Origin of the sequence: Mesorhizobium sp. AR07, from assembly GCF_024746815.1 — a bacterium.
GTDB lineage: Bacteria > Pseudomonadota > Alphaproteobacteria > Rhizobiales > Rhizobiaceae > Mesorhizobium.
Map to the genome: position 1 here is coordinate 4,211,620 of NZ_CP080525.1, position 22,873 is coordinate 4,234,492.

The window sequence follows — 22,873 nt, forward strand, 5'->3', positions numbered from 1 at the left end:
ACTGCCCTACTGCCCTACTGCCCTACTGCCCTACTGCCCTACTGCCCTACGCTGCGGCGCGCCGTAGCGCGCTGCGGCGGCCAGAAGCACGGCAAGCATCAGCCCGTTGAAGATGTGCCAGAGGAAGTGCGTGCCAAGCGGAAAGCTGCCGCAGACCATCGGATCGATCATCCGGCAGATGACGGACACGACGAAGATCGCCGAGCCCGCCAGATTGTACCAGCCGGCACGGTTGCCGCTGGCCGTCACCAGAGCGCCGAAGAAAGCCAGCGCCAGGAAAGGCGGCAGGTAGCCCGTCGTGCCGTTCGATGCCTGGCGCAGCCAGTCCGGCACGGCCAAGGTTATCGCCCCGGCAACCGCGTAGAAGACAACGAAGATGGCGATGGCCTTGCCCCACTCCATACCGAGGAAGCGGCGCAGGTTGAACAGCGTATAGGCCAGCGTGAAGCCGGCAATCGGCAGCACATCGGCCCAGATCGTGCCCTTGGTGGCAAAGGTGTGGAAGATCGTCGAGCCGATGCCGATCGCCACCACCCACCAGGCCAGCACCTCGGCAAAGGTGCCGGTGCCCAGCCTTCGCACCTCGCGCACACCCCACAGGCCGGCAGCGATGAAGGCGAGGTTCGTCAGCGCATTGACTGGCTCGGACCAGAATCCCGGCCCGATCCGCTCGCAATAGAGGTCGACCGGCGCCAGAAAAGTTTGCCACATCGCGATTGCCGCCCGAATCGGTTTCTACCCTGAAGCGCAAGCCTTCTCGTAGAGCAATTCCAGGAAAAGTGTGAAACGGTTTTCCCGGGAAAAGCGTGTAGCGCTTTCCCTTGGGGGAATTGCGTCAAAGCAGAGACATAGGGGTTTCGGCGTTTCCGTGAAACGATGAACCGCTCTATTGCGCAGGTGCGGCCGGTTGCAATGGCAAAAATTTCACCGCAACGTGACTTCCCGTTGACTTAGGGTTCTGCCACATATTTCGGCAATCACAATAAAGCCGGCGTCACCGGCGGGAATCGGATGACCATGGCCTCGCGAAAATTATTGTGGCTGGCAGCCCTTGCGCTGGCCTTTTTGGGGTTTGCCGGCGCCGGGCAAACCGCCGAGCCCGACAAGCCGCAGTCCGACAAACCCTTGGGCGTGGTGGAGCTGTTCACCAGCCAGGGCTGCAATTCCTGCCCGCCGGCCGATGCTTTGTTTGCCGAGCTTGCCGCAAAGCAAGACCTCGTCGCGCTCGCCTACCACGTCGACTACTGGGATTATCTCGGCTGGCAGGACACGCTGAGCCGCAAGGAGAACACCGAGCGGCAATATGACTATATGCGCGCCTTCGGCAGCCGCTCGGTCTACACACCGCAGGCCGTCATCAACGGCCGCGTCCATGTCAACGGCGCAAGCCGCGGCGAGGTCAATGGCGCGCTCGCCCGCATGGCGAGGAGCGGCGAAGGCATGCGTGTCTCCGTCAAGGTCAGCCGCACCAGCGATCGCGTCATGATCGATGCCGGCGATGCCGGCGGCGGCCCCAGCGATGCCCATGTCATCATCGTCTATTTCGACCCGCCGCAGACCATCAAGATCGGCCAGGGCGAGAACACCGGCCGCAAGATGACTTACTGGAATGCCGTCACCAGCATCCAGACTGCCGGCATGTGGCACGGCAAGGCGCAACGCTACGAATTGCCGATGAGCGAGATTTCCAAGAAGGGCGGCTGCGCCGTGCTGTTGCAGTCGGTCGGCAAGGACGGTCTGCCCGGCCCCATCCTCGGCGCCGCCTTTATTCACAAGCCTTAGAGGCCGTCAGATCTCGATTGAAGCGCCGATGGCGAGGCGAGGTTGCCCAGACGCCGCAGCGGTGCACAATTTTGATGTCGGCGGGACAGCACCCCCCTCTGGCCTGCCGGCCATCTCCCCCGCAAGGAGGGAGATTGGCAGCTTCGTCTTATTCGCCATCCTGTTCGACGTTTGAGATTGGCGAAAGCAGAAGTGAGATCCGATCTCCCCCCTTGCGGGGGAGATGTCCGGCAGGACAGAGGGGGGTGGGAAGGATCGCCACAGAACGAGATCTGTGTTCTGCCTCGCAGCATTCACCATCACCTCCACCCAGCCAATAAAAAACCGACGTCAGCTTGCTTCTGACGTCGGTCATTTAGGTTTTGGGATCGTCGCACCCGGTTTCTCCAAGGAAAAACCGAGGTTGGTTCGATCCGACGCAGACCCGTGGGCGGGGGGCTTGGGGTTTACGAGCCGGTGCCGGACCGAACCGTCTCAGGCAACGCCGGTAAATTCGTCGGACATTGGGGCATGAGCGCGGATAAAAAAAGGCGAGAATGTGGCGAAGCATCACCAATTCCAACAGGGCGTTTCATAAAAGTGACTGGACGTTGCAGAAACAGCGCGGCGCTGCGCTCGCTTTGCCGGGTCTTGCAATTCAGCCGCGAACGCGCCAACTTTGGTTGGCAAAGATTCATTTTGAAGGATCGGGGCATGACCGATGACGGCAGTGGGATGGGGGATGCGGACGCATCCGCAACATTGATCCCGCTGCACGAGGCGCGACGCGAGCGCCTCGATCAGCCGGTACGCTTCGACCGGCGTGAACTGGACCAGATCCTCAGGCTCTACGGACGCATGGTCGCCGCCAATGAATGGCGCGACTATGCCATCGATCATCTTACTGACCGGGCTGTGTTTTCCGTGTTCCGCCGGGCTAGCGAAGTGCCGCTGTTCCAGATCGTCAAGGATCCGAAACTGGCCCGCAAGCAGGGTGCCTTTGCCGTCATCGCCGCCGGTGGCCGCATCTTGAAGCGTGGCCAGGAGCTCGGCCGCGTGCTTGGGGTGTTCGACGGCAAGCTGAAGCTGGTACAGGCTTAAGCCCTTATTTCTGCTTACGAAACTTCTGCTCCGGCAGCGACTCCGGGTCGGGCGGCACCGACGCCCCGCCATTCAGCGATAGCTGCATGAACACCGTGTCCAGCCAGCGCCCGTGCTTGTAGCCGGAGCCCTCGAGGCGGCCCGAATGGCGGAAGCCGAGCTTCTCGTGCAGCCGCACCGAAGCGCTGTCGGGACGGCCATCGCCGATCACCGCGACGATCTGGCGGAAGCCCGTCGCCTCGACGGCTTCGATCAGGCGTTGCATCAGCAACAGGCCAACCCCCTGGCCCTTGGCCTCGGGCGCGACATAGACCGAATCCTCGACGATGAAGCGGTAGGCCGGGCGCGGCCGGAAGGCGCCGGCATAGGCGTAGCCGAGCACGGCGCCGTCCTTTGCCGCCACCAGATAGGGAAAGCCTCCCGCCGTCAAACTGTCGAAGCGCGCGCCCATCTCGGCGCGGTCGGGCGGCTCCAGCTCATAGCTCGCCGTGCCCTGAGTGACCGCATCGGCATAGATTTCTGTGATTCGGTCGAGGTCGGCCACAATTGCGGGCCGTATCGCGATATTGCTCATTTTTTATGCATGCCATTGCCTTGCCCGCAATAACAGCAAAACCCGGCACAAAAGAAAAGGGCGGCCGTTGGGCCGCCCCTTCCAAACTCGATGGTCCAGCGCTGCTGATTAGCGGCGGTCGCCCATGAACTGCAGCAGGAACATGAACAGGTTGATGAAGTCGAGGTAGAGTGTCAGGGCGCCCATGATCGCCTTGCGGCCGGCGACGTCCGAAGTGTCGCCCTCGAAATACATCTCCTTGATCTTCTGCGTGTCATAGGCGGTGAGGCCCGAGAAGATCAGCACGCCAAGCGCCGAGACGGCGAAGGAAAGCGCCGACGACTGCAGGAAGATGTTGATCACCGACGCGATGATGATGCCGAACACGCCCATGATCAGGAACGAGCCGAGGGCGGTCAGGTCGCGCTTGGTGGTGTAGCCGTAGAGCGACAGCGCGCCAAAGGCGGCGGCGGTGGCGAAGAAGGTCTGCGATATGCTGGCCGTGGTGTAGACCAGGAAGATCGACGACAGCGACAGGCCAACGAGGCCGGCATAGACCCAGAACGTCGTCTGCGCCGCCGAAACGCTCATCGACTGGACGCGGAACGACAGGAACAGCACGGCGGCCAGCGGTGCCAGCATCACCACCCAGCGCAGCGGCGAGCCGAAGATCGCGTAACCGAACGAGGTCAGCATCTCGCCGCTTGGCAGCGTCGCGACGGCCGAGGCCGGATCGGTGGTGGTGGCCAGCATGATCGTGCCGACCGCGGCAAGACCGGTGATGAGGAGGCCAAGCCCCATCAGATTGTAGACCTTGATCATATAGGCGCGCAGGCCCTGATCGATGCCCGCATCAACGCCGGCGCCGGGCACGGCGCGCGTCTGATAGTTGCGAATGGGTTCAGCCATGGGAGTCCTCTATTGCTTCTGCCCCGTCCGGTGTCAGGTCCATCACGACCCAGGCGCCGCTGGCGGGGCTCCAGCATGCCTATGGCGAAATATGATGGTTATTCGCGTCAAGAACAAGACCGTAACCGGGTGTAATGCTTCGTGAGACACACACCGTGCGGTTTTTCCGGCGTTTGGCGGCGCAACATTACTCCGATTTAACCAAATACCGGCCGATTCAGAGGTTGCGCAGCACCGGCGCGGCCTTGTGGCCGAGCACCCGCCAGGTGCCGGCGAGACCAATGCCGACCGTGACCACCAGCGAAAACAGAATGGTCGCCACCGCCACCTCCGGCATGAAATGCGATGGCAATGTCATGATGCGGGCAACGACGAACCACGCGGCGGCACCGCCCGCCGCCAGCGCAAAGATCGCGGTGGCGAGCCCGATCAGCATGTATTCGAGCGAGAAAGCGGCAATCAGGGTCGCGCGTGTCGCGCCCAGCGTCTTCAGCACCACCGCATCATGGATGCGCGCCCGGTTGCCGGCGGCAAGCGCGCCGGCCAGCACCAACACCGAAGCGATCAGCGCCACGCCGGCCGCGGCCCGGATCGCCGTGCCGAGCTGCCCGACCAGCCGGTTGACGACATCGAGCGCGTCCTTGACCCGGACCGTCGTCACCGCCGGGAAGGCGCGGGTGACGGCATTGAGGACGCGCGCGTCGTCGGCCGCCGTGGCGTTCTTTTCGGTCAGCGTCGCCATCCAGCCATGCGGCGCGCCGGCAAATGTGTTGGGCGAGAACACCATGACGAAATTGATGCCCATGGTCTCCCACTCGACCTGGCGGAAATTGGCGATCCTGGCCGTCACGTTGCGGCCGAGCACGTTGACCGTGATGGTGTCGCCGAGCTTCAGCCCGATCTCCCTGCCCTCCACGGCCGAGAACGAGACCAGCGGCTCGCCGGCATAATTGTCCGGCCACCAGCGGCCCTCGGTCAGCGTCGTATTGTCCGGCTGCCTGGCGTCATAGGTCAGGCCGCGATCGCCTTTCAGCACCCAGGCGCCTTCCGCCGGCACCTTGACCTTGTCGACATCGACGCCGTTGAGCGCCATCACCCGGCCGCGCAGCATCGGCACCTTGGCCAGCGTTCCCTGTGGCGCTTGCTTGCCGACCAGTGCGGAAAACGCATCGACATCGCTGCTCTGGATATCGACGAAGAAGAAGTTCGGCGCCCGCTCCGGCAGGCTGCCGGAGACCTGCCGCCGCAGATTGCCGTCGATCAGCGCCAGCGTCACCAGCAGCGTCAGGCCGAGGCCGAGCGACAGCACCACCGACGGCGTCAAGGCGCCGGGCCGGTGGATATTGCCGACGGCGAGCCGCAGCGCCACGAAGCGCACACGCGGGCTCTTCTTCGCCGCCCATTGCACCAGCGCGCCGACCAGGCGCAGCACCAGGAAGGCAAAGATGGTGGCGCCGACGAAGATCGAGGCGATGCGCCGGTCGCCGGAAGATAGGATTGCCAGCGCCGCCAGCAGCAGCGCGATGCCGACAGCCGCCGCGACATAAACAGGGCGCGGCAAGCCGCGGCCTTCGAGCCCCATCTCGCGAAACAGCGCGGTTGCCGGCACGTCGCGGGCGCGGCCAAGCGGCAAAAGCGCGAAGGCCAGCGTCACCAGCAGGCCGAACAGCGCCGCCATGCCGAGCGCGCCGGGGTAGAAACCGCCCTCCGCCGGCACCGGAATGACGGACTGAAGCGCGGCACTGGCCACGAACGGCATCAGCGCCCCGAGCACGAGGCCGAGCAGAATGCCAAGCGCGGCGATGATCAGAATCTGCACCAGATAGACGGCAAAGACGAAGCCGCCCGAAGCGCCCAGGCTCTTGAAGGTGGCGATGACGCCGCGCTTGCCGTCGAGATAGGCGCGCACCGCATTGGCGACGCCGACGCCGCCGACCACCAGCGCCGTCAGCCCGACCAGCGTCAGGAACTGCGAGAAGCGTTCGATGTTGGACGACAACGCCGGTGCGGCATTGTCGCGCGTGCGGATCGACCAGCCGGCCTGCGGAAAGTCTTTGGCCGCCTGGTCCTGGATGGCCTTGAGCCGCGCCTCGTCGGCGTCGGCGGGGAGCCGGACCTTGTAGGCATTTTCAACCAGGCTTCCCGGCTGGACCAGTCCTGTGGCCGCCAGCCCGTCGGTCGAGATCATCAGCCGCGGCGCGAAGCCGAAACCGTCGGACACCGCATCGGGTTCGGTGACCAGCCTGGCGCGCAGCTCGAATGTGGCGGTGCCGAGCTTCAGCCGGTCGCCGATTCTGAGATGCAGCCGTTCGAACAGCAGATCGGGGGCCGCGGCGCCGAAAACGCCGAACTCTTCGCCGAACAGTTCCTGCTTCGACAGGGTCGGTTCGGTCTCCAGTGCGCCATAGAGCGGATAGGCGTGATCGACCGCCTTGGCCTCGACCAGCGCCTGGTCGGTTCCGTCGGCGAGACGCGCCATCGAGCGCATGCTGGCGGTGCGCGAAACGACGCCCAGCCCGTCAAGGAAGCCATTTTCGGCCTGGCTGGCGTCGCGCTGGTTGATCTGGAAGCGGAGATCGCCGCCGAGCAGCGTCTGGCCCTGATTGGCGACGCCGGCAGTGATGGCGCGCGCCACCGAATTGACGCCGCCGATGGCCGCGACGCCGAGCGCGATGCAGGCAAGGAAGATCAGGAAGCCGGACAGGCCGCCGCGCATCTCGCGCAGTGAGAAGCGGACGGCAAGCCTTAGCGTCTGCGACAACGGCATCAGGCCGTCACTTTGAAAGGCGCCGGCGCCTCGATCCGGCCCGACCGCATCGAAACCTGGCGCGAACAGCGCGCCGCCAGTGCCGGATCATGGGTGACCAGCACCAGCGTCATGCCGCGCTCGGCCGCCTTGGCGAACAGCAGATCGGCGACCTGCCGCCCCGTCGCCTGGTCGAGATTGCCGGTCGGCTCGTCGGCGATGAGGATGCGCGGTGACGGCGCCAGCGCCCGGGCGATCGCGACACGCTGCTGCTCGCCGCCCGACAATTCGCCGGGATAATGGGTGACGCGGTCGCTCAGGCCCACGGCCGCCAGTTCCCGCGCCGCCACCGAAAACGGGTCGGCATGACCGGCCAGTTCCAGCGGCACCGCGACATTTTCGAGCGCCGTCATATTGGGGATGAGGTGGAAGGATTGGAACACGATGCCAATGTTTCGGCCACGAAACGAAGCAATCTGGTCCTCGCTTCTGCCGTTGAGCAGCTCGCCGGCGATTCGGACCGTACCCGAATCGACCCTTTCCAGGCCTGCCAGCACCATCAGCAATGTCGACTTGCCCGAGCCCGAAGGACCAACGATGCCGGTCGCCTCGCCGGCCGCCACTTCGAGGCTGACGCCTTTCAGCACATGAACCGACGACGCCCCTTCGCCAAGTGTCAGCGATACGTCCTTCAGCGCGATGACGGCTTCTGTCAAAATGAAAGTGTCCTATATCAGGGGATGAAGGCTCCGCTTGCAGAGCCGGACGAATTCCTTTGTCATATGGGGCCTGCCGCATGTCTTTCAAACGCCTGATAGAAGCAGGCTTCATCGTTTTCCTCGCCATTTGCGGCGCCATTTCGTCGGCGCGGGCCGAGCCATTCAAGATCGTCGGCTTCGGTGACAGCCTGATGGCGGGCTTTGGCCTCGGGCCGGGCGAGGGCTTTACCGACAAGCTCCAGGCGGCGCTGCGCGCCAAGGGGCACGATGTGACCGTCGCCAATGCCGGCGTTTCGGGCGACACGACGAGCGGCGGCCTGGCGCGGCTCGACTGGTCGGTGCCTGACGGCACGCAGCTGGTCATTCTCGAACTCGGCGCCAACGACATGTTGCGCGGCGTCTCGCCAGAGATTCCCAGGAAGAACCTGGATGACATGCTGGGCAAGCTGAAAGAGCGCAAGATTGCCGTGCTGCTGGCCGGCATGCGCGCCGCGCCCAATCTCGGCGCCGACTACCAGGCCGCCTTCGACGCGATCTACCCGGCGCTGTCGGAGAAATACGGCGTGCCGCTCTATCCGTTCTTTCTCGACGGCGTCGCTGGCCAACCGGGGATGCAGCTCGAGGACGGCCTGCATCCCAGCGCCCGGGGCGTCGACCAGATGGTCGAACGCATCTTGCCGGCGGTCGAGAAGGCCATCGCGGCGGTGCCGGGAGGTTCGTGAGATCAGACTGGTCGCCTGCCGTTGGGGAAGCTTTTAGCAAAGCCTGTGACCAACAAACCTCTTGCTCTGTTTGATTATCGATGATTCGCTAGGGCTAATGTTTCGATTCGAGGAAGGGAGGCTCTTCATGCCGCGTCTTTTCACCGCCCTCGAAATACCGCGTGACGCCGCCCTTTCGCTGTCCCTGCTGCGGGGCGGCCTGCCCGGGGCCCGTTGGATCGACGTCGAGAACTACCATCTGACGCTGCGCTTCATCGGCGATGTCCCAGGCCATGTCGCCGATGAAATCGCCAACGCGCTCGACCGTGTCCACCGGCCCTCCTTCCCGCTGACCCTGTCCGGCGTCGGCGCCTTCGGCCAGAAAAAGCCGCATGCGGTGTGGGCAGGCGCCTCCGCCTCATCAGATCTTGCCGCCCTTCAGGGCGAGATCGACCGCATCTGCCAGCGACTCGGCATTCCCGCCGACCCGCGCAAATTCATGCCGCATGTGACGCTGGCGCGCTTGCGCAATTCAGCTCCGCTCGACGTCGCCCAGTATCTGTCGGCACGTGGCAATTTCGCGACGCTGCCGTTCCGCATCGGTCGTTTCGTGCTGATGTCGTCGCGCGATTCGGTCGGCGGCGGCCCCTACATCGTCGAGGAAGCCTGGCCGCTGTCGGGCACGGATGCCCGCGCCGCCAGCCTTGCCGCCAGCGCCTCCGACGCCTCGCGGACCATGCGGTAGACAAACGCGAAGGCATCCGCCCCGTCATAATAGGGATCCGGCACGTCGCGCGGCTTTCCCTCGGCGAATTCCAAGAACAGATGGATGCGGTCGCGCATCGCCGCCGGCGCCAATGCCTTGAGGTCGGCTACATTCGAGCGGTCCATGCCGAGGATCAGGTCGAAACGGGAAAAATCCTGCGGCAGCACCTTGCGCGCCCTTTGCCCGGAAATGTCGACACCATGGCTGGCGGCCACTGTGATCGAGCGCCGGTCCGGCGCCTCGCCGGCATGCCAGCCGCCCGTCCCGGCCGAATCGAGCAGAAAATCCTGATCCCGCCCGCGCTCTGCCAGCACGGCGCGAAAGATACCTTCCGCCAGTGGCGACCGGCAAATGTTGCCGAGGCAGACGAAAAGAATGGAATTTATGGGCTTCGCGCTCATCGATCCGGAATTGTTTTTGTGCATGTCGTTATCCCAAAACCGCAACGCACTTTTGGGCGACATGCATTATGGTGAGGGTCATTCTTCGAATAGCATGGGAACCCGATATGACGAGAGAGAAACTGGGCAAGGACGCAATCGCCGCGGCGTTGACCGGGCTTGATGGCTGGGCACCGGCCGCGGACGGCGCCTCCATCAAGCGCACATTCACCTTCGCGAATTTCTCCGAGGCCTTCGCCTTCATGACCCGCGTCGCGCTTGCCGCCGAGAAGATGGACCATCACCCCGACTGGTCGAACGTCTACAAGACCGTTGACGTGACGCTGAACACCCACGATGCCGGCGGCGTCACCGCGCTCGACATCGATCTGGCGAAGAAGATGAACCGCTTTTTTGGTTAGGGTTATCTAGGGTGCGGCAACCCCAGCTTCGTCATCAACGGGCGGAGCGGGAGCGAAGCGACGCGCAGACCCGAGGATCCATGCCGCGACGTTGGTGGAGGGGTGCAGCGGAGCAGAATTCAGCACCGCTGCGGCGCTCTTAAGTCGCGGCATGGCAACTGTGTTCATGCGAAAGCTTTTTTATCTCGAATGATGGCGTTGAGGACGACGAGGAGCTTCCTTGCGACGGCGATGATAGTCAGCTTCTTTGACCCTGAGCGGGCTGCGATGGCGCTGTAGAAAGTTCTGAAGCGCTCACAAGCTCGGATGGCGCCCAGCGCTGCCATGTAGAGGGCACGGCGCACGCGCGATCGGCCCCCCTGGATCTGGCTCCTGCGATTGAGCTTGCCGCTCTTGTTGTCGAAAGGGGCAAGGCCGGCGAGTGCTGCGATCGACTTGGGTGAACGCAGGCCGAGCTCGGGCAGGTGCGCCAGCAGAGAGAACGCGGTGATCTTGGAGACGCCGGGCACGGAGACCATCAGCGCGTTGTCGCGGGCAGTATCCTCGGCTTGGCGAATGGCTTCGGCGATCCGCCCCCTCGAGCACCTTGATGCGTGTGTTGAAGTTGGCGATCAGCTCTTCGAGCTCGGCGATGACGATCTCGTCGAAGGCTTCGCCAAGATGCTTCTTCAACCTTGCCCTGATCTCGACGAGATGGTCGCGGTGGCGGGCAAGCGATTGAAGCCGTTCGCCTTCCTCGCGCGGCGCCGGCTCGGCTTCAGGGTGATAGCGGCGGCCATAGCCGCTCAACATCCTGGCGTCGAGACGATCGGTCTTGGCGCGCCGCGCCGTCGACTTCGCATAATGGTGGGTATGCGCCGGATTGTGCCGCGAAAACGCAACGCCTGCCTTGGCCAGCGCATGGCGCAGCAGCCGGTCATGGACCCCTGTCGCCTCCATGACCACAAAATCGCGGCCGGGGCAAAGGCCGGCCACATAGGTTGTTATGGCATCGGCTTGGTTGTCGATGCGCTGGTAACGGCTGCTTGCCTCATCAAAAAAATCGAGCCACTGCTTGGAGATGTCGCAGCCGACATAATTCTGCATTATCATGTCCACGCCTCTTCCTGTGGTGCGGGGTCTGCTTGTGACAGCCCCGTGCAACTGTTCAGGTTGATGGTTCACCGGTGGGAAGGGACCGAGCCATGCCACGGCCTGTCCTCGAAAGGACGACCAGGATCCTCTCGGTCTCCTTCCCACTTCAACCATAGCACCGGAACAACACACAGGATCCTAGGGTCTGCGCCGCGTCGCTTCGCTCCTTGCTTCGCCCTAGGATGACGACGGGAGGGACGTTACCGCAAACCTCCAAGGGGGCAATTGCCAGTCGAGCCATCCGCCATTTGTGGGCCGAGCTCTTGTAGCGGACTGGCGCTTTCACCACATCTTCGCTCGCGGGCATGCGCTGGGATGCGCACGGTCCTGCCAGGAGATACTGATGGTGCAACAATCCGGTTTTGATTTCTTCGGTTTTGGCGACAGGCTGGGCGACGAGAGCGAAGTGCGCGAGAAATTCTGGCGCACTGCGAAGAAGGCCGCGCGGCAGATCCCCTTCATGGAAGAGGTCGTGGCCGCCTATTACTGCGCCATGGACAAGAACACGCCGCTGCGCGCCAAGGGCATTCTGCTGGCCGCGCTCGGCTATTTCGTCTTGCCGGTGGACGTCATCCCCGACTTCATCTTCGGGCTTGGCTTCACCGACGACATCGCCGTGCTTACCGCCGCGATCACCGCCGTCGGCGCCCACATCACGCCGGCGCACCGGCAGGCCGCCAAGGACGCCATCGCCGACAAGGGCTGAGCAGGCGGTCGCGCGCGCAAAATGCCTTTGAAGCAGGCATTTGGCGGCAAAGCAAAAAGTCAAACTCTTGCCGCTTTCATGGCTTCCAAGTCGCCAAAGGGACGTCGCGCCACCCGCTCGCAAGGCGGCGGCGCGGGAATGGCGGCGGTTTCCTGGGGTGAGGGTCCTTTTCTCAAAGGAAATTCACCGTTTGGTAACCCAGATTAAATCAAAATGAAGCGACGGGCAGGACGCCAAGCCGGCCTGCCTCCGCACCATTTGGAATACGGGAAAAACGATGCGCGGATTGATTGCTATAGTTTCGAGCCTGGTCCTGGTGGCCGTGGCGGCGCCGGCACTGGCGCAGTCGGCGACCAAGATCGGCCAGCACAATGCCTGGGGCACCTACAGCTACCAGGCATCGGGCGGCAAGGTCTGCTACGTCCTGACCGTGCCGACCGACAAGCAGCCGCCGACGCTCGACCATGGCGACATGTTCTTCTTCGTCAGCCAGCGCCCGGGACAGCAGGTGTCCTATGAGCCGCAATTCATCGCCGGCTACACCTTCCAGGAAGGCTCCAAGGCGACCGTCACCATCGACAAGAAGTCGTTCTCGATGTTCACGCGCGGCAAATCGGCCTGGGTCGAGAACGCCGCCGAGGAGCCGGTGCTGATCGCTGCGATGAAGACCGGCACCGACATGAAGGTGACGGCGAAGTCCGGCCGCGGCAATCCCACATCCTATGTCTTCTCGCTGAAGGGCATTTCGGCGGCGCTGTCGTCGATCGCCAAGTGCAAATAGGCTTCGTTTGGCCGAAACTTCCTTTTGCATGACAGGCCGGGCCTAAAGCCCGGCCTTATTGCTGCAAGCATTGAGGCCCGGCGCCGGCCGTATCACTTGTTCGTGTTGAGGTAACTTAACTCCGGGGATTCGCGAACTCGAAGAGGGGCAGCTTTGCTCCGCTCAACCAGGAGTACGCGGATGAACACGATCAAGCTCATAGCCATTGCCGGCCTCATGGGTCTTTCCGCCTCGCAGGCTTTTGCCGAGGATGCGATGGGCACAATGACGATGATGAAGGGCGGCGAAGTCACGGCGATCATGCCCGACGGGCATATGGGGACCATGATGCCGGATGCGAAGATGAGCGCCGAGATGATGAAAAAGGCAAAACCAATCAAGCATTGCATGATGATGATGACCGACGCCCAGGGCAAGGCATACATGATCGACACGTCGTCCAAGAAGGCCCAGGCCGAATGTGAAAAAATGGCGATGTAGGCAGCAGAAATCGCCGCGACTTGATCCGCCGGACGCAGCCGGCAGATCAGGAATCGGCGGTTGCCCGCCGCCGCCGGATCGCTTCGGCGATGAAGACGCGCGACAGCGCGTGATAGAGCGGTTCGTGCGAGATCATGCGCGCCGTGCCGTAGCCCAGCATCGAGGCCAGCATCAGCGCGATGACATTGTCGTGATTGCCGGTCATCTCCAGGATGATGACGAAGGCCGTCATCGGCGCCTGCACCACGCCGGCGAAATAGCCGGCCATGCCAAGCAGCGCCGCCGCCCCCGTGCTGGCGCCGAAGATGAGGCCGAGCGAACTGCCGATGCCGGCGCCGACCGCCAGCGAGGGCGCGAAAATGCCGCCCGGAATGCCCGAGATCATCGACAGCAGTCCGGCCAGGAATTTTTCTGCAAAGAAGATTGGGGGCAGCGGCGTGCCTTCGACGGCACCACGCGCCTGCACATAGCCGGTGCCGAAGGTCAGGCCGCCCGACGCGATGCCGATCATCGCCACCAGCAACCCGCAGACTGCTGCAACCAGCAAAGCGCGCCGCAGCGGCGCTTGTGTATGCCAGCGCCGGATCCGCCGCGTCGCCTTCAAGGCCAGCAGCGAGAACAGCGCGCCAAAGCCGCCGCCAACGACGCCGCAGGCCAGCACCAGCGGCCACTCGGCGGCAAACGAGATGGTGTCCTTGGCGACGCCGAAATAGGTGTAATTGCCGAGCAGGCCGAGCGAGGCGAGACCGGCCAGGATCACCGCCGTCAGCACCAGTCCGTTGGTGCGTGCCTCGTAGGTGCGGCCCATCTCCTCGATGGCAAAGACGATGCCGGCCAGCGGCGTGTTGAAGGCGGCGGCGATACCGGCCGCCGAACCGGCCAGGATCAGGCCGCGCGCCTGCGCCATGCCGCCCCAGCGCGCCGCCTGCAGCATCAGCGACGCGCCGACCTGCACGGTGGGACCCTCGCGGCCGATCGAGGCGCCGCAAAACAGGCCGACAATGGTCAGCGCGATCTTGCCCACGACGAGCCGCAGCGACAGGATATGGCTGCGGTCCTCGTCGTCGCGCAAATGCCGGGCGGCGATGGCTTGCGGAATGCCGCTGCCTTGCGAACCGGGAAAGACGCTATGCGCCAGCCAGGCGCACAGCACGAAACCGAGCGGCGTGACGATGAGCGGCAGATAGAAACGCCAGTTGCCCTCGGTGCCGATCATCGCATGGAACAGGCCTTGAGCCCTGTCGGCCAGTACCGCGAACAGCACGCTGATCACACCGATGCCGACCGCGCCGGCCCAGAACACCAGGCGCGGCTGCCAGACGCGCCGCGAGCCCAACATCGCGCGCGAACGCCGCAGCATAGGGTATTTTCGCGACGTGCCGGCCATGTCTGTCCTCCGGAAGGGAGGTTCCGGCCTAGCACAGTGGCAGCGGTTGGGACCAGCCTGCGAAACGTTGGCGCCGGCCTCTTTCTCCCCGTTTACGGCCGGGCAATCGCATATGGATTTTTGCGAGATGGACCCCCACCCTAACCCTCCCCACAAGGGGGAGGGAACGCTGCCGCGCGCCTTTATCCATCATACCCGGCGTGAATTTGTCCAGTTTGCCGAGATCAGCGCCAATGGAAGTCTCCCTCCCCCTTGTGGGGAGGGACTAAGGGTGGGGGTATTCGTAGAGCGAAACCTTCTCGTATGCGATTGCTCTGCCGTTTGTTTTACGGGAGAAATGCCCGGCAGGGCAATGAGGGGCGGCGCCGACCTTCCAAGTCAGGTGGCATGACTCCGCGCTCAACCTGTGCTATGCGCCGCGCTTCATGTCCGGCACGATGGATGACATCGGCCGCAAACCGCTTATATCAGTGCAACCATGACCCTTTCATTCGATCTCACCACCGAGGGTGCCCGTGACGCGTTGCGCGCCCGCGCGGCGCTGCCGGAAAAACCGTCGCTGATCGGCCTGACGCGGGCCGAGCTCGGCGAGGCACTGGTGGCCTCGGGCACCGTGCCGGAGCGCCAGGCCAAGATGCGCGCCCAGCAGCTCTGGCACTGGATGTATGTGCGCGGCGTTTCCGACTTTGCCGGCATGTTCAACATCTCCAAGGATCTGCGCGCCGAACTCGACAAGCATTTCACCATCGCCAGGCCGGAGATCGTCGAGGAGCAGATCTCCTCCGACGGCACCCGCAAATGGCTGTTCCGCTTTCCGCCGCGCGGCGCCGGCCGGCCGGTCGAGATCGAGACCGTCTATATCCCCGAGGAAGGCCGTGGCACGCTCTGCATCTCCTCGCAGGTCGGCTGCACGCTGACCTGCTCGTTCTGCCACACTGGCACGCAGAAGCTGGTGCGCAACCTGACGGCAGAGGAAATCCTCGCCCAGCTTTTGACTGCCCGCGACCGGCTCGGCGACTTCCCTGACCGCGACACACCGGACGGCGCCATCGTGCCGGCCGAGGGCCGCAAAGTGTCCAACGTCGTCATGATGGGAATGGGCGAGCCGCTCTACAATTTCGAAGCGGTGAAGAAGGCGCTGCTGATCGCCTCCGATGGCGATGGTCTGTCGCTGTCCAAGCGCCGCATTACGCTCTCGACCTCCGGCGTGGTTCCCGAAATCTTCCGCACCGGCGAGGAGATCGGCGTCATGCTGGCGATCTCGTTGCACGCCACCAATGACGATCTGCGCGACCTGCTTGTGCCGATCAACAAGAAGTATCCGCTCAACGAGCTGATGGCCGCCTGCCGCGCCTATCCCGGCCTGTCCAACGCCAAGCGCATCACCTTCGAATATGTGATGCTGAAGGACGTCAACGATTCCATCGAGGACGCCAAGGGTTTGATCAAATTGCTCAAGGGCATTCCGGCCAAGATCAATCTGATCCCGTTCAACCCGTGGCCGGGCACCAACTACCAGTGCTCGGACTGGGAGACGATCGAGAAATTCGCCGACTACATCAACAATGCCGGCTATGCCTCGCCGATCCGCACGCCGCGCGGCCGCGACATCCTCGCCGCCTGCGGCCAGCTGAAGTCGGACTCCGAGCGCATGCGCAAGGTCGACCGGCTGGCGCTGGAGGCCATGATGATCGCGGGGCACGGCGAGGCGTGAGCCGCCTCTTCGCCTGGCTCAGGCGCCTCGCCATGATCGCAGTCGGTTATATCGCCGCTGTGCTGACCTCGATCCTGGTCCCCGTGCTGCTGATCGCTCTCCTGGAAGGCATAGAAGGCGGCAACTGGTCGATCATCTTCGCATTCGATTGGCTGGGCTCCTTCCCGCTCGCCGTGCTGACCGTGATGGTCGGTGCGCTGTTGATCGCCGGCCCGGTAATCCTTGTCGCCGAACGCCTGTCGCTTCGAGGATGGTTCTACTTTGCACTCACCGGTGCGATCACGTCCATCGCCTTTGGCGTTTCCATCCCGCGCTCGGCCGGCGGGTTTATTTTCAATCCGGGCTATCTCGGATTCCTGGCCACGGCCGGCACGGCCGCCGGTTCGGTCTACTGGCTTCTGGCTGGGCGCAAGTCCGGCATACGCCGAGATCTGGGATGAGCCGCCTCATCGGTTACCTCATCCGTTTCGCCGTCATCCTGTTCGGCTACGCGGTCGCCTCGCTGGCGGCAAGCGCCTTCCTCAACATCCTGTTCCTGGCCTCGCTCGGCTACACGCCGGAGCATGCGCACCCGGCAACCGCTTCCTTGTATTTTTCAATTCCCTTCGTCGCCCTGTTCGTCGCCAATTTCGCCTTCATGCCGGCTTGCGTCGTCATCCTGATTGCCGAAATCCTCGGCCGGCGCGACTGGCTGTTTTATGCCCTGGCCGGCGCGGTGGTCGCGGCCGTTTTCCTAGGCTTGGTCGACCATGCCGGTGACGCCACCTTCGCGGCCAGGAACACCAGCGCCATCCTGGCGGTGATTGGCGGCGGCATGGTTGGCGGCATCTTCTACTGGCTCAGCGCCGGGCGCTGGGCCGGAAGCTGGTGGCAAAGCGGATCATGATCCCGCACCGAAGGTCCGCGCCAGCCAAAAAGGGACCCGGTTTTCGGAAAAGATCATGGTCAAACAGGAAGATAGAGCCCTGGCTCGAAAGCAGATGGCCGAGATGGGTGGAAGGCCGACACTCACAGTCGAGGCGGGAAAGTAACGACCACCTTCCCTTTGGCGCGACCGCTTTCAACGTAATCGAGGGCCTCGACGATTTCGGCGAAGGGGTAAGTCTTGTCGATGATGACCCGAAGTCTTTCCTGCTCGATCAGGCCCGCGAGTAGAGCCAGGTCTTTCCCGCTCGGATGCATGAACAGATATCTGTAGCCAACGCCCGCGCGCCGCGCGCGCTGTCTGACGCCGTAGCTGATCACCCAGAAGACCGCGGCCAGGATTTTGCGGCCGCCGAGATCCAGCAGCGCCGTCTGCGGCTCCGGAACGGCGGCGACCGAAACGATCTTGGCCCCAGGCTTCATGATCTTGAACATCTTGTCCAAGGTCTCGCCGCCGATCAGATCAAGGCCTGCGTCAAAATCCTTCTCGATTCTGGAGAAATCATCCGTCGTGTAGTCGATGATCTCGTCGGCGCCGAGCGCGCGTACCAACGCCTCTCCCCTGTTCGAAGCTGTCGTCGTCACATGGGCGCCCAGCCATTTGGCGATCTGGATGGCGAATGTGCCGACGCCGCCAGCGCCGCCCGAAATGAAGATTTTCTGCTCCGGCTTCAGACCAAGTTCGTCCCTCAACGCCTGGAGGGCGGTCAGCGCCGCAAGAGGCACGGCCGCCGCGGACTCGAAATCCAGCTTCGGCGGCATATGGGCGGCGCAGTCTTCATCGACGGCCACCTGTTCCGCGAAGGCGCCAAGCCGATCCTTCTCGACCCGGGCGAACACCCGGTCGCCTGCGGAGAACCGTTTTACCGCACCGCCAACGGCAACCACTTCGCCAGCGAACTCGTTGCCGAGCACGAGCGGAAGCCTCGGCCGATGAATGGCGCGTAACTTCCCTTGCCGGAATTTGAAGTCCACCGGGTTCAGCCCCGCCGCACGCACATCGACCAGAATGTCGCGCGGCCGCGGCCGCGGCGCCGGGACCTCCGTCAACAACGCGCCTTCGCGGCGGCCGTAGCGCCTGAGAACATATGCAAGCATGCCTACTTCGCCTGCGCCGTCAGGATCTTGAGCGCAAAAGCCGAAAATACCCCGGCAAAGAGATAGTCGACCACCCGCGTGACGCGCGGGCTGGCCTTCATCGCCGCCGAGAATTTTTCCGCCGCCAGCACCATCGGCACGGTCACCGGGATCGACAGCACGATGAACATCGAGCCGAGGAAGAACAGCTTTCCCGGCGCGTTCGGGTCATGCGCGGAGACGAACTGCGGCAGGAAGGTCATGAAGAACAGGATGATCTTCGGGTTGAGCAGATTGACGCCGAGCCCTGCCGCCCAGCTGCGCAGCAGCGAAATCTCGGGCCCCGTCTTCTTCTCCGGCGAAAAGGCTGATCCCTTCGCGATCGCTTGCCAGGCCAGGAAGACGAGATAGCCGGCGCCAAAAATCTTCAGCACGAAGAAGGCCATCGGCGAGGCGACGATCAGCGCCGAGACGCCGACCACCACCAGCGTGGTGTGGATCAGCGTGCCGCACAGCGCGCCGGCCATCGAGGCAAAACCGGTGGCGCGGCCCTGGCTCAGCGTGCGCGAGACGAACAAGGTCATGTCCGGCCCGGGCGTGATCGCCAGGATCACGGTGGCGATGGCGAACTGGATCAGCGTGGTGGTGTCGGGAATGAAGGACATGGACGGCCCCAGGGGAATGGAAGGGCCTATACAGGATACGCAGCGCTGGTGCCAGAAGCAGCGACGATGCGTGGTGACGGCACCGGCGTGCCGGCGCCCGCCGTAACGCTATGCCTGCCTGGCCAGACGCATCCTGGCGGGTTTCACCGCAGCGGGCTGGTCGTTCGGGACACCTGTCGAACCGGGAAGCAGGATCTGATCGATCGGCTTCGGCCGGCCAAGGAAATAGCCTTGCGCCTCGTTGCAGCCTTCGACCTGCAGGATGGTGAGCTGGACATGCGTCTCGACGCCCTCGGCGAGCACCGGAATGTCGAGGCTGCGCCCCAGCGTCAGCACTGCCCGGATGATCGCCTTGGCCTGCGGGCTTCGCTCGACATCGGCCATGAACGAGCGGTCGAGCTTGATCTTGTCGAAGGGAAACGAGCGCAGCGTGTCGAGCGACGAATAGCCGGTGCCGAAATCGTCGATCGCGATGGTCACGCCCAGCGCCTTGATCTGGCGCAGGACATGCAGCGTCCGCACCTTGTCGGCGACGATCGTCGATTCGGTCAGCTCGAGCTCCAGCCGTTTCGGCGACAGCCCGGTCTCGATCAGGATCTGGTGAACGAGCTTGGCCAGATCGGCATGGGCGAACTGCACCGGCGACAGGTTGACGGCGATCTTGTGGCCATTGTCCCACGAGGCCGCCTGGCGGCATGCGGTGCGCAGCACCCATTCGCCGATCGCCATGATGGAGCCGTTCTCCTCGGCGATCGGAATGAATTCGACTGGCGGGATCATGCCATGCACCGGATGCGCCCAGCGCAGCAGCGCCTCGTAGCCGCAGGTGGCGCCGGTCGGCACCGAGGTCTGCACCTGATAATGGAGCGAAAGCTCGCCCCGATCGATCGCCTGCCGAAGATCGGTGGCCAGCGCACGCCGCGCCCGCGCCGTCTCGTCCATGGCGGATTCGTAGAAACAGACCGCCCGCGTCACGTCGTTCTTTGCCCGGTACATTGCGAGGTCGGCATTGCTGACCAGCCGCTCGCGGTCGGCCCCGTCGCGTGGATAGACGGCGACGCCGATGCTGGCGCCGGCGGCGATTTCGAAATCGTCGAGCAGCAAGGGCAGGAACAGCGACTTCTCCAGCCGTGAAACCAGGCCGAGCAGGTCGTTCTGATCCTTGAAGCGCTTGATCGCGGCGAACTCGTCACCGCCGAGCCGTGCGACGAATTCGCCGTCGCCGATGAGTTTCGCCAGCCTGCGGGCGACGATCCTGAGGGCCTGGTCGCCAGCGGCGTGTCCCCTGAGATCGTTGATCTCCTTGAAGCGGTCGAGATCGATGACGATGACCGCCGTCATCGTTTCCTCGTCCTCCCGCGCCCGATCGATCTCATGGTCGAGACGGTCGGTGAAGGAGACCCGGTTGGGAAGACCGGTCAGGGCGTCGTTGAGGGCGAGATGCTGAAGCCGCTCGAAGCTTTCCAGGCGGCCGCGTTCGTCGATCAGATAGCTGGCGAAGCCGGTGGCCGCGACGATCAGGCCGACGACGGCAACGGCAACCGCCATCGCCACGAGAATGTCGGGATTGGTGCCGGTGGTGATGAAGGACAGAGGCGTCACCGCGACCGCCGCCATCGCCGTGAAATGCAGGCCGACGATCGCCAGCACCAGCAGCCCGATGCTGAGATATCGCGACCAGCGATATGGCCGGCGCACGGCATGGCCGACGGCCACCGCGGAGAACGCTGACGAAATGACCAGCGAGGCGACGACGTAGGGTCCGTCCCACTCGACGATGCCGGCAACGTGATAGGCCATCATGCCAGTGTAGTGCATGGCCGAGATCGCCAGCCCGACGACGCCTCCGCCCCACTCAGGGGCGAAACGCCGGCTTTTGTCGGATGCAAGGATGAAGCCCACCCCGGTGCCGACGATGGCGATGACCAGCGATACCATGGTCAGGACCGGATCGAAGGTGATCGGCGCGCCGGGCTGATAGGCCAGCATGGCGATGAAATGCGTGCACCAGATCGAGGAGCCGGCGGCGACCGCGGTCAGGAACAGCCAGCCCCGCATCTGCAGGCCGGCGGTTTTCCTGGCGCGGTCGAGGAGGCCGATCGTCACCCAGCAGCCGGTGACGCACATCAGCGCCGCCAGCAGGACGAGCCACAGATTATGCTCCGTGACGATACATGATATAACGCGCATCAAGAACGGCCCGAGCCCGAGGGTTCCCGCGACGAAGCGGGCAAGGCCGTCTCGGCAGGTCGCCAACACAGCTTTGTCGTCATTGGTAGCGGCGGGGCGTGAAAACTTGATTAAATGCCGCGTGTAAATGCAGCCCATGATTGCAGCAGGTTGTTTTCCCGGAGGCATCAACGTCCCCTAGGCCCACAAGAGGTTCGCTGAGCTGGCGCCGCCCCTCACCTGCCTGCCGGCATCCTCTCCCCGTATAGTAACGGGGAGAGGGGCGCTCTCATCGCCGGTTTCGCCAATCATCAGCGTCGCAAGAAGGGCGCCGAGGTTGCGGTCAGTCCCCTTCTCCCCGTCACTATACGGGGAGAAGTGCCCGGTGTCCGAACCGGATAGATAGGTAACAGAATGGACCGATAGCATGGGTGACAGTTTTCTTGTCCGCCGGGAGGACCGGCGATGGTTTGGCGAGAGACTGGCATCATGGACGAACGACTTCGGTTTGTTGTGGATTGTCTGGCAGGCGAGGAGACGATGAGCGCGCTTTGTGCGGCGTACGGCATCTCGCGTAAGAGCGGCTACAAGTGGTTTGGTCGCTATCGCGCGTTTGGCCCGGAAGGTTTGCACGATCTGCCGCGAGCACCGCTCAATCATGGCCGGGCGACGGCGCTTGACTTGGTGGAGCGGATCGTCGCGGCGAAGGAGACGCACCCGCTGTGGGGGCCTAAGAAGATCGTTGCGCGGCTCAAGCGCACGGCGCCCGAGCTGGTCTGGCCTTCAGCCTCGACGGTGGGCGCGATCCTTGCGCGGCATGGACTTGTCGGCGCCCGCAAGCGGCCGCACCTGCGGGCCTGCGGCAATGGTCCGTGGCCGGAGCCAGAGGGGCCGAACGCAGTCTGGACGGGTGATCACAAGGGTTGGTTCCGGACTGTTGACGGGTGGCGTTGCGAGCCCTTGACGGTGATGGATGCGTCGAGCCGCTACTTGCTGGCGCTGGAAGCGACGGGGTCAACAGCAGAGAGCGAGGCCTGGCCGGTGTTCGAGCGGTTGTTTGAGGAGCATGGCCTGCCGGATCGGTTCAGAAGCGACAACGGTTCACCGTTTGCATCGGCCGGCGTCACCGGTCTGACGCCGCTTGCGGTGCGCTTCATCAAGCTCGGGATCATCCTGGAGCGGATCGCGCCTGGCAAGCCGCAGCAGAATGGACGCCACGAGCGCTTTCATCTGACCATGCTGCCATTGGCTGAGACGCCGGAGGCCGACAGAACGGCTCAGGGCCAGGCCTTCGAGGCCTTCCGGCGTAGCTACAATGAGGAGCGTCCGCATGAGGCGCTCGCCATGGACACTCCAGCCCAGCATTACCGCCCGTCACAGCGCGCCATGCCAAAAACAGCACCCGAGCCCGATTATCCGGACGAGGCGGCGGTGCGCCATGTGCGCCACAATGGCGAAATCAGGTGGAATGGCGGCTTCATCTACATCTCAAAGGCGCTGGTCGGCGAAGCGGTCGCCGCCACCGAAACCGAGGGCGGCGAATGGGCACTCTCCTTCCATGCCCATCCGCTCGGCATCATCGACACCAGGCGCATGAAGCTTGTCCGCCGCAGCGCCGCGCCAACCAAACCGCTTGGCGCTGCAACGGACAATACAGGGGGAGAACTGTAACCCATGTATCCGGTTCAAAGTGTTACCCATCTATCGGCTGGACACCGGCAGGGCGATGAGGGGCGGCGCTGGCTTCGACAATTGGCGGTCTCCGCCACAAATTGGAA

At 63.8% G+C, this 22,873-nt stretch carries 23 protein-coding genes and 1 pseudogene; 12 read left to right on the forward strand and 12 right to left on the reverse strand.

Features of this window, described 5'->3' with window-relative positions; all coding sequences use genetic code 11:
- Positions 1-30: 30 nt before the first annotated feature.
- A complete protein-coding gene (locus tag BPNPMPFG_RS21450) occupies positions 31-711 on the reverse strand; it encodes a ceramidase (protein WP_258590667.1) in 681 nt (226 codons plus the stop codon).
- Positions 712-1,011: 300 nt separating this feature from the next.
- Here BPNPMPFG_RS21450 and BPNPMPFG_RS21455 point away from each other — a divergent pair, with 300 nt between their 5' ends.
- Both BPNPMPFG_RS21455 and BPNPMPFG_RS21460 read left to right on the forward strand, forming a co-directional pair.
- Positions 1,012-1,782, forward strand: a complete 771-nt coding sequence (locus BPNPMPFG_RS21455) for a DUF1223 domain-containing protein (protein WP_258590668.1) — start codon at positions 1,012-1,014, stop codon at positions 1,780-1,782.
- A gap of 693 nt (positions 1,783-2,475) precedes the next feature.
- A complete protein-coding gene (locus BPNPMPFG_RS21460) occupies positions 2,476-2,862 on the forward strand; it encodes a DUF2794 domain-containing protein (protein ID WP_258590669.1) in 387 nt (128 codons plus the stop codon).
- Positions 2,863-2,866: 4 nt separating this feature from the next.
- On the opposite strand, the gene BPNPMPFG_RS21465 is transcribed toward BPNPMPFG_RS21460, so the two are convergent.
- From BPNPMPFG_RS21465 to BPNPMPFG_RS21480, 4 genes are all read right to left on the reverse strand, one after another.
- Positions 2,867-3,436, reverse strand: a complete 570-nt coding sequence (locus BPNPMPFG_RS21465) for a GNAT family N-acetyltransferase (protein WP_258590670.1) — start codon at positions 3,434-3,436, stop codon at positions 2,867-2,869.
- A gap of 108 nt (positions 3,437-3,544) precedes the next feature.
- The gene (locus BPNPMPFG_RS21470; protein ID WP_258590671.1) at positions 3,545-4,324 is read right to left on the reverse strand and encodes a Bax inhibitor-1/YccA family protein; all 780 of its coding nucleotides are present in this window, start codon (positions 4,322-4,324) and stop codon (positions 3,545-3,547) included.
- Between the two features lie 217 nt (positions 4,325-4,541).
- Positions 4,542-7,091, reverse strand: coding sequence for an ABC transporter permease (locus BPNPMPFG_RS21475; RefSeq protein ID WP_258590672.1), 2,550 nt, complete (start codon positions 7,089-7,091; stop codon positions 4,542-4,544).
- Entirely contained in the window at positions 7,091-7,786 is a 696-nt protein-coding gene (locus BPNPMPFG_RS21480) for an ABC transporter ATP-binding protein (protein WP_258590673.1), read from the reverse strand. Before BPNPMPFG_RS21480 ends, BPNPMPFG_RS21475 begins: the two co-directional genes overlap by 1 nt.
- 80 nt (positions 7,787-7,866) lie before the next feature.
- Here BPNPMPFG_RS21480 and BPNPMPFG_RS21485 point away from each other — a divergent pair, with 80 nt between their 5' ends.
- Together BPNPMPFG_RS21485 and thpR are read left to right on the forward strand one after the other, a co-directional pair.
- The gene (locus BPNPMPFG_RS21485; protein WP_258590674.1) at positions 7,867-8,511 is read left to right on the forward strand and encodes an arylesterase; all 645 of its coding nucleotides are present in this window, start codon (positions 7,867-7,869) and stop codon (positions 8,509-8,511) included.
- Positions 8,512-8,638: 127 nt separating this feature from the next.
- A complete protein-coding gene (gene thpR, locus BPNPMPFG_RS21490; RefSeq protein ID WP_258590675.1) occupies positions 8,639-9,235 on the forward strand; it encodes an RNA 2',3'-cyclic phosphodiesterase in 597 nt (198 codons plus the stop codon).
- On the opposite strand, the gene BPNPMPFG_RS21495 is transcribed toward thpR, so the two are convergent.
- Positions 9,139-9,657 carry a low molecular weight protein-tyrosine-phosphatase gene (locus BPNPMPFG_RS21495; RefSeq protein ID WP_258596848.1) on the reverse strand — a complete coding sequence of 173 codons (519 nt, stop codon included), beginning with the start codon at positions 9,655-9,657 and terminating at the stop codon, positions 9,139-9,141. The two genes, thpR and BPNPMPFG_RS21495, sit on opposite strands and share 97 nt — an antisense overlap.
- A gap of 107 nt (positions 9,658-9,764) precedes the next feature.
- Between BPNPMPFG_RS21495 and BPNPMPFG_RS21500 the strand changes: the two genes are divergently transcribed.
- A complete protein-coding gene (locus BPNPMPFG_RS21500; RefSeq protein WP_258590676.1) occupies positions 9,765-10,058 on the forward strand; it encodes a 4a-hydroxytetrahydrobiopterin dehydratase in 294 nt (97 codons plus the stop codon).
- A gap of 164 nt (positions 10,059-10,222) precedes the next feature.
- Here the strand turns inward: BPNPMPFG_RS21500 and BPNPMPFG_RS43200 are convergent, their stop codons facing one another.
- Together BPNPMPFG_RS43200 and BPNPMPFG_RS43205 are read right to left on the reverse strand one after the other, a co-directional pair.
- A complete protein-coding gene (locus BPNPMPFG_RS43200; protein WP_413776795.1) occupies positions 10,223-10,576 on the reverse strand; it encodes a transposase in 354 nt (117 codons plus the stop codon).
- 178 nt (positions 10,577-10,754) lie between these two features.
- A pseudogene (locus tag BPNPMPFG_RS43205) lies at positions 10,755-11,306 on the reverse strand (IS110 family transposase); the annotation flags it as partial.
- A gap of 229 nt (positions 11,307-11,535) precedes the next feature.
- Here BPNPMPFG_RS43205 and BPNPMPFG_RS21510 point away from each other — a divergent pair.
- The 3 genes from BPNPMPFG_RS21510 to BPNPMPFG_RS21520 all read left to right on the forward strand — a co-directional run bounded on the left by BPNPMPFG_RS21510 (position 11,536) and on the right by BPNPMPFG_RS21520 (position 13,159).
- Positions 11,536-11,898 carry a YkvA family protein gene (locus BPNPMPFG_RS21510; protein ID WP_258590677.1) on the forward strand — a complete coding sequence of 121 codons (363 nt, stop codon included), beginning with the start codon at positions 11,536-11,538 and terminating at the stop codon, positions 11,896-11,898.
- 277 nt (positions 11,899-12,175) lie between these two features.
- Positions 12,176-12,679, forward strand: a complete 504-nt coding sequence (locus BPNPMPFG_RS21515) for an invasion associated locus B family protein (protein ID WP_258590678.1) — start codon at positions 12,176-12,178, stop codon at positions 12,677-12,679.
- A gap of 180 nt (positions 12,680-12,859) precedes the next feature.
- Entirely contained in the window at positions 12,860-13,159 is a 300-nt protein-coding gene (locus BPNPMPFG_RS21520; protein ID WP_258590679.1) for a hypothetical protein, read from the forward strand.
- 46 nt (positions 13,160-13,205) lie between these two features.
- On the opposite strand, the gene BPNPMPFG_RS21525 is transcribed toward BPNPMPFG_RS21520, so the two are convergent.
- On the reverse strand, positions 13,206-14,546 hold the full coding sequence (locus tag BPNPMPFG_RS21525) for a chloride channel protein (RefSeq protein ID WP_258590680.1): 1,341 nt from the start codon (positions 14,544-14,546) through the stop codon (positions 13,206-13,208).
- A gap of 478 nt (positions 14,547-15,024) precedes the next feature.
- On the opposite strand from BPNPMPFG_RS21525, the gene rlmN reads away from it, so the two are divergent.
- The 3 genes from rlmN to BPNPMPFG_RS21540 are packed head-to-tail and all read left to right on the forward strand — an operon-like array spanning position 15,025 to position 17,146.
- A complete protein-coding gene (gene rlmN / locus BPNPMPFG_RS21530; RefSeq protein WP_258590681.1) occupies positions 15,025-16,260 on the forward strand; it encodes a dual-specificity RNA methyltransferase RlmN in 1,236 nt (411 codons plus the stop codon).
- Positions 16,261-16,292: 32 nt separating this feature from the next.
- Positions 16,293-16,700, forward strand: a complete 408-nt coding sequence (locus tag BPNPMPFG_RS21535) for a hypothetical protein (RefSeq protein ID WP_258590682.1) — start codon at positions 16,293-16,295, stop codon at positions 16,698-16,700.
- A complete protein-coding gene (locus tag BPNPMPFG_RS21540) occupies positions 16,697-17,146 on the forward strand; it encodes a hypothetical protein (protein WP_258590683.1) in 450 nt (149 codons plus the stop codon). Before BPNPMPFG_RS21535 ends, BPNPMPFG_RS21540 begins: the two co-directional genes overlap by 4 nt.
- Before the next feature lie 122 nt (positions 17,147-17,268).
- Here the strand turns inward: BPNPMPFG_RS21540 and BPNPMPFG_RS21545 are convergent, their stop codons facing one another.
- From BPNPMPFG_RS21545 to BPNPMPFG_RS21555, 3 genes are all read right to left on the reverse strand, one after another.
- The gene (locus BPNPMPFG_RS21545; protein WP_258590684.1) at positions 17,269-18,282 is read right to left on the reverse strand and encodes an NADP-dependent oxidoreductase; all 1,014 of its coding nucleotides are present in this window, start codon (positions 18,280-18,282) and stop codon (positions 17,269-17,271) included.
- Between the two features lie 2 nt (positions 18,283-18,284).
- Positions 18,285-18,926: a LysE family translocator gene (locus BPNPMPFG_RS21550; RefSeq protein WP_258590685.1), complete on the reverse strand. Its 642-nt coding sequence runs from the start codon at positions 18,924-18,926 to the stop codon at positions 18,285-18,287.
- A 108-nt stretch (positions 18,927-19,034) separates the two neighbouring features.
- The gene (locus tag BPNPMPFG_RS21555; RefSeq protein WP_413776882.1) at positions 19,035-21,116 is read right to left on the reverse strand and encodes a putative bifunctional diguanylate cyclase/phosphodiesterase; all 2,082 of its coding nucleotides are present in this window, start codon (positions 21,114-21,116) and stop codon (positions 19,035-19,037) included.
- 444 nt (positions 21,117-21,560) lie between these two features.
- Between BPNPMPFG_RS21555 and BPNPMPFG_RS21560 the strand changes: the two genes are divergently transcribed.
- Positions 21,561-22,766 (forward strand): integrase core domain-containing protein, encoded by a 1,206-nt coding sequence (locus BPNPMPFG_RS21560; RefSeq protein ID WP_258590687.1) that lies wholly within the window; start codon positions 21,561-21,563, stop codon positions 22,764-22,766.
- The last annotated feature ends 107 nt before the right edge of the window (positions 22,767-22,873 follow it).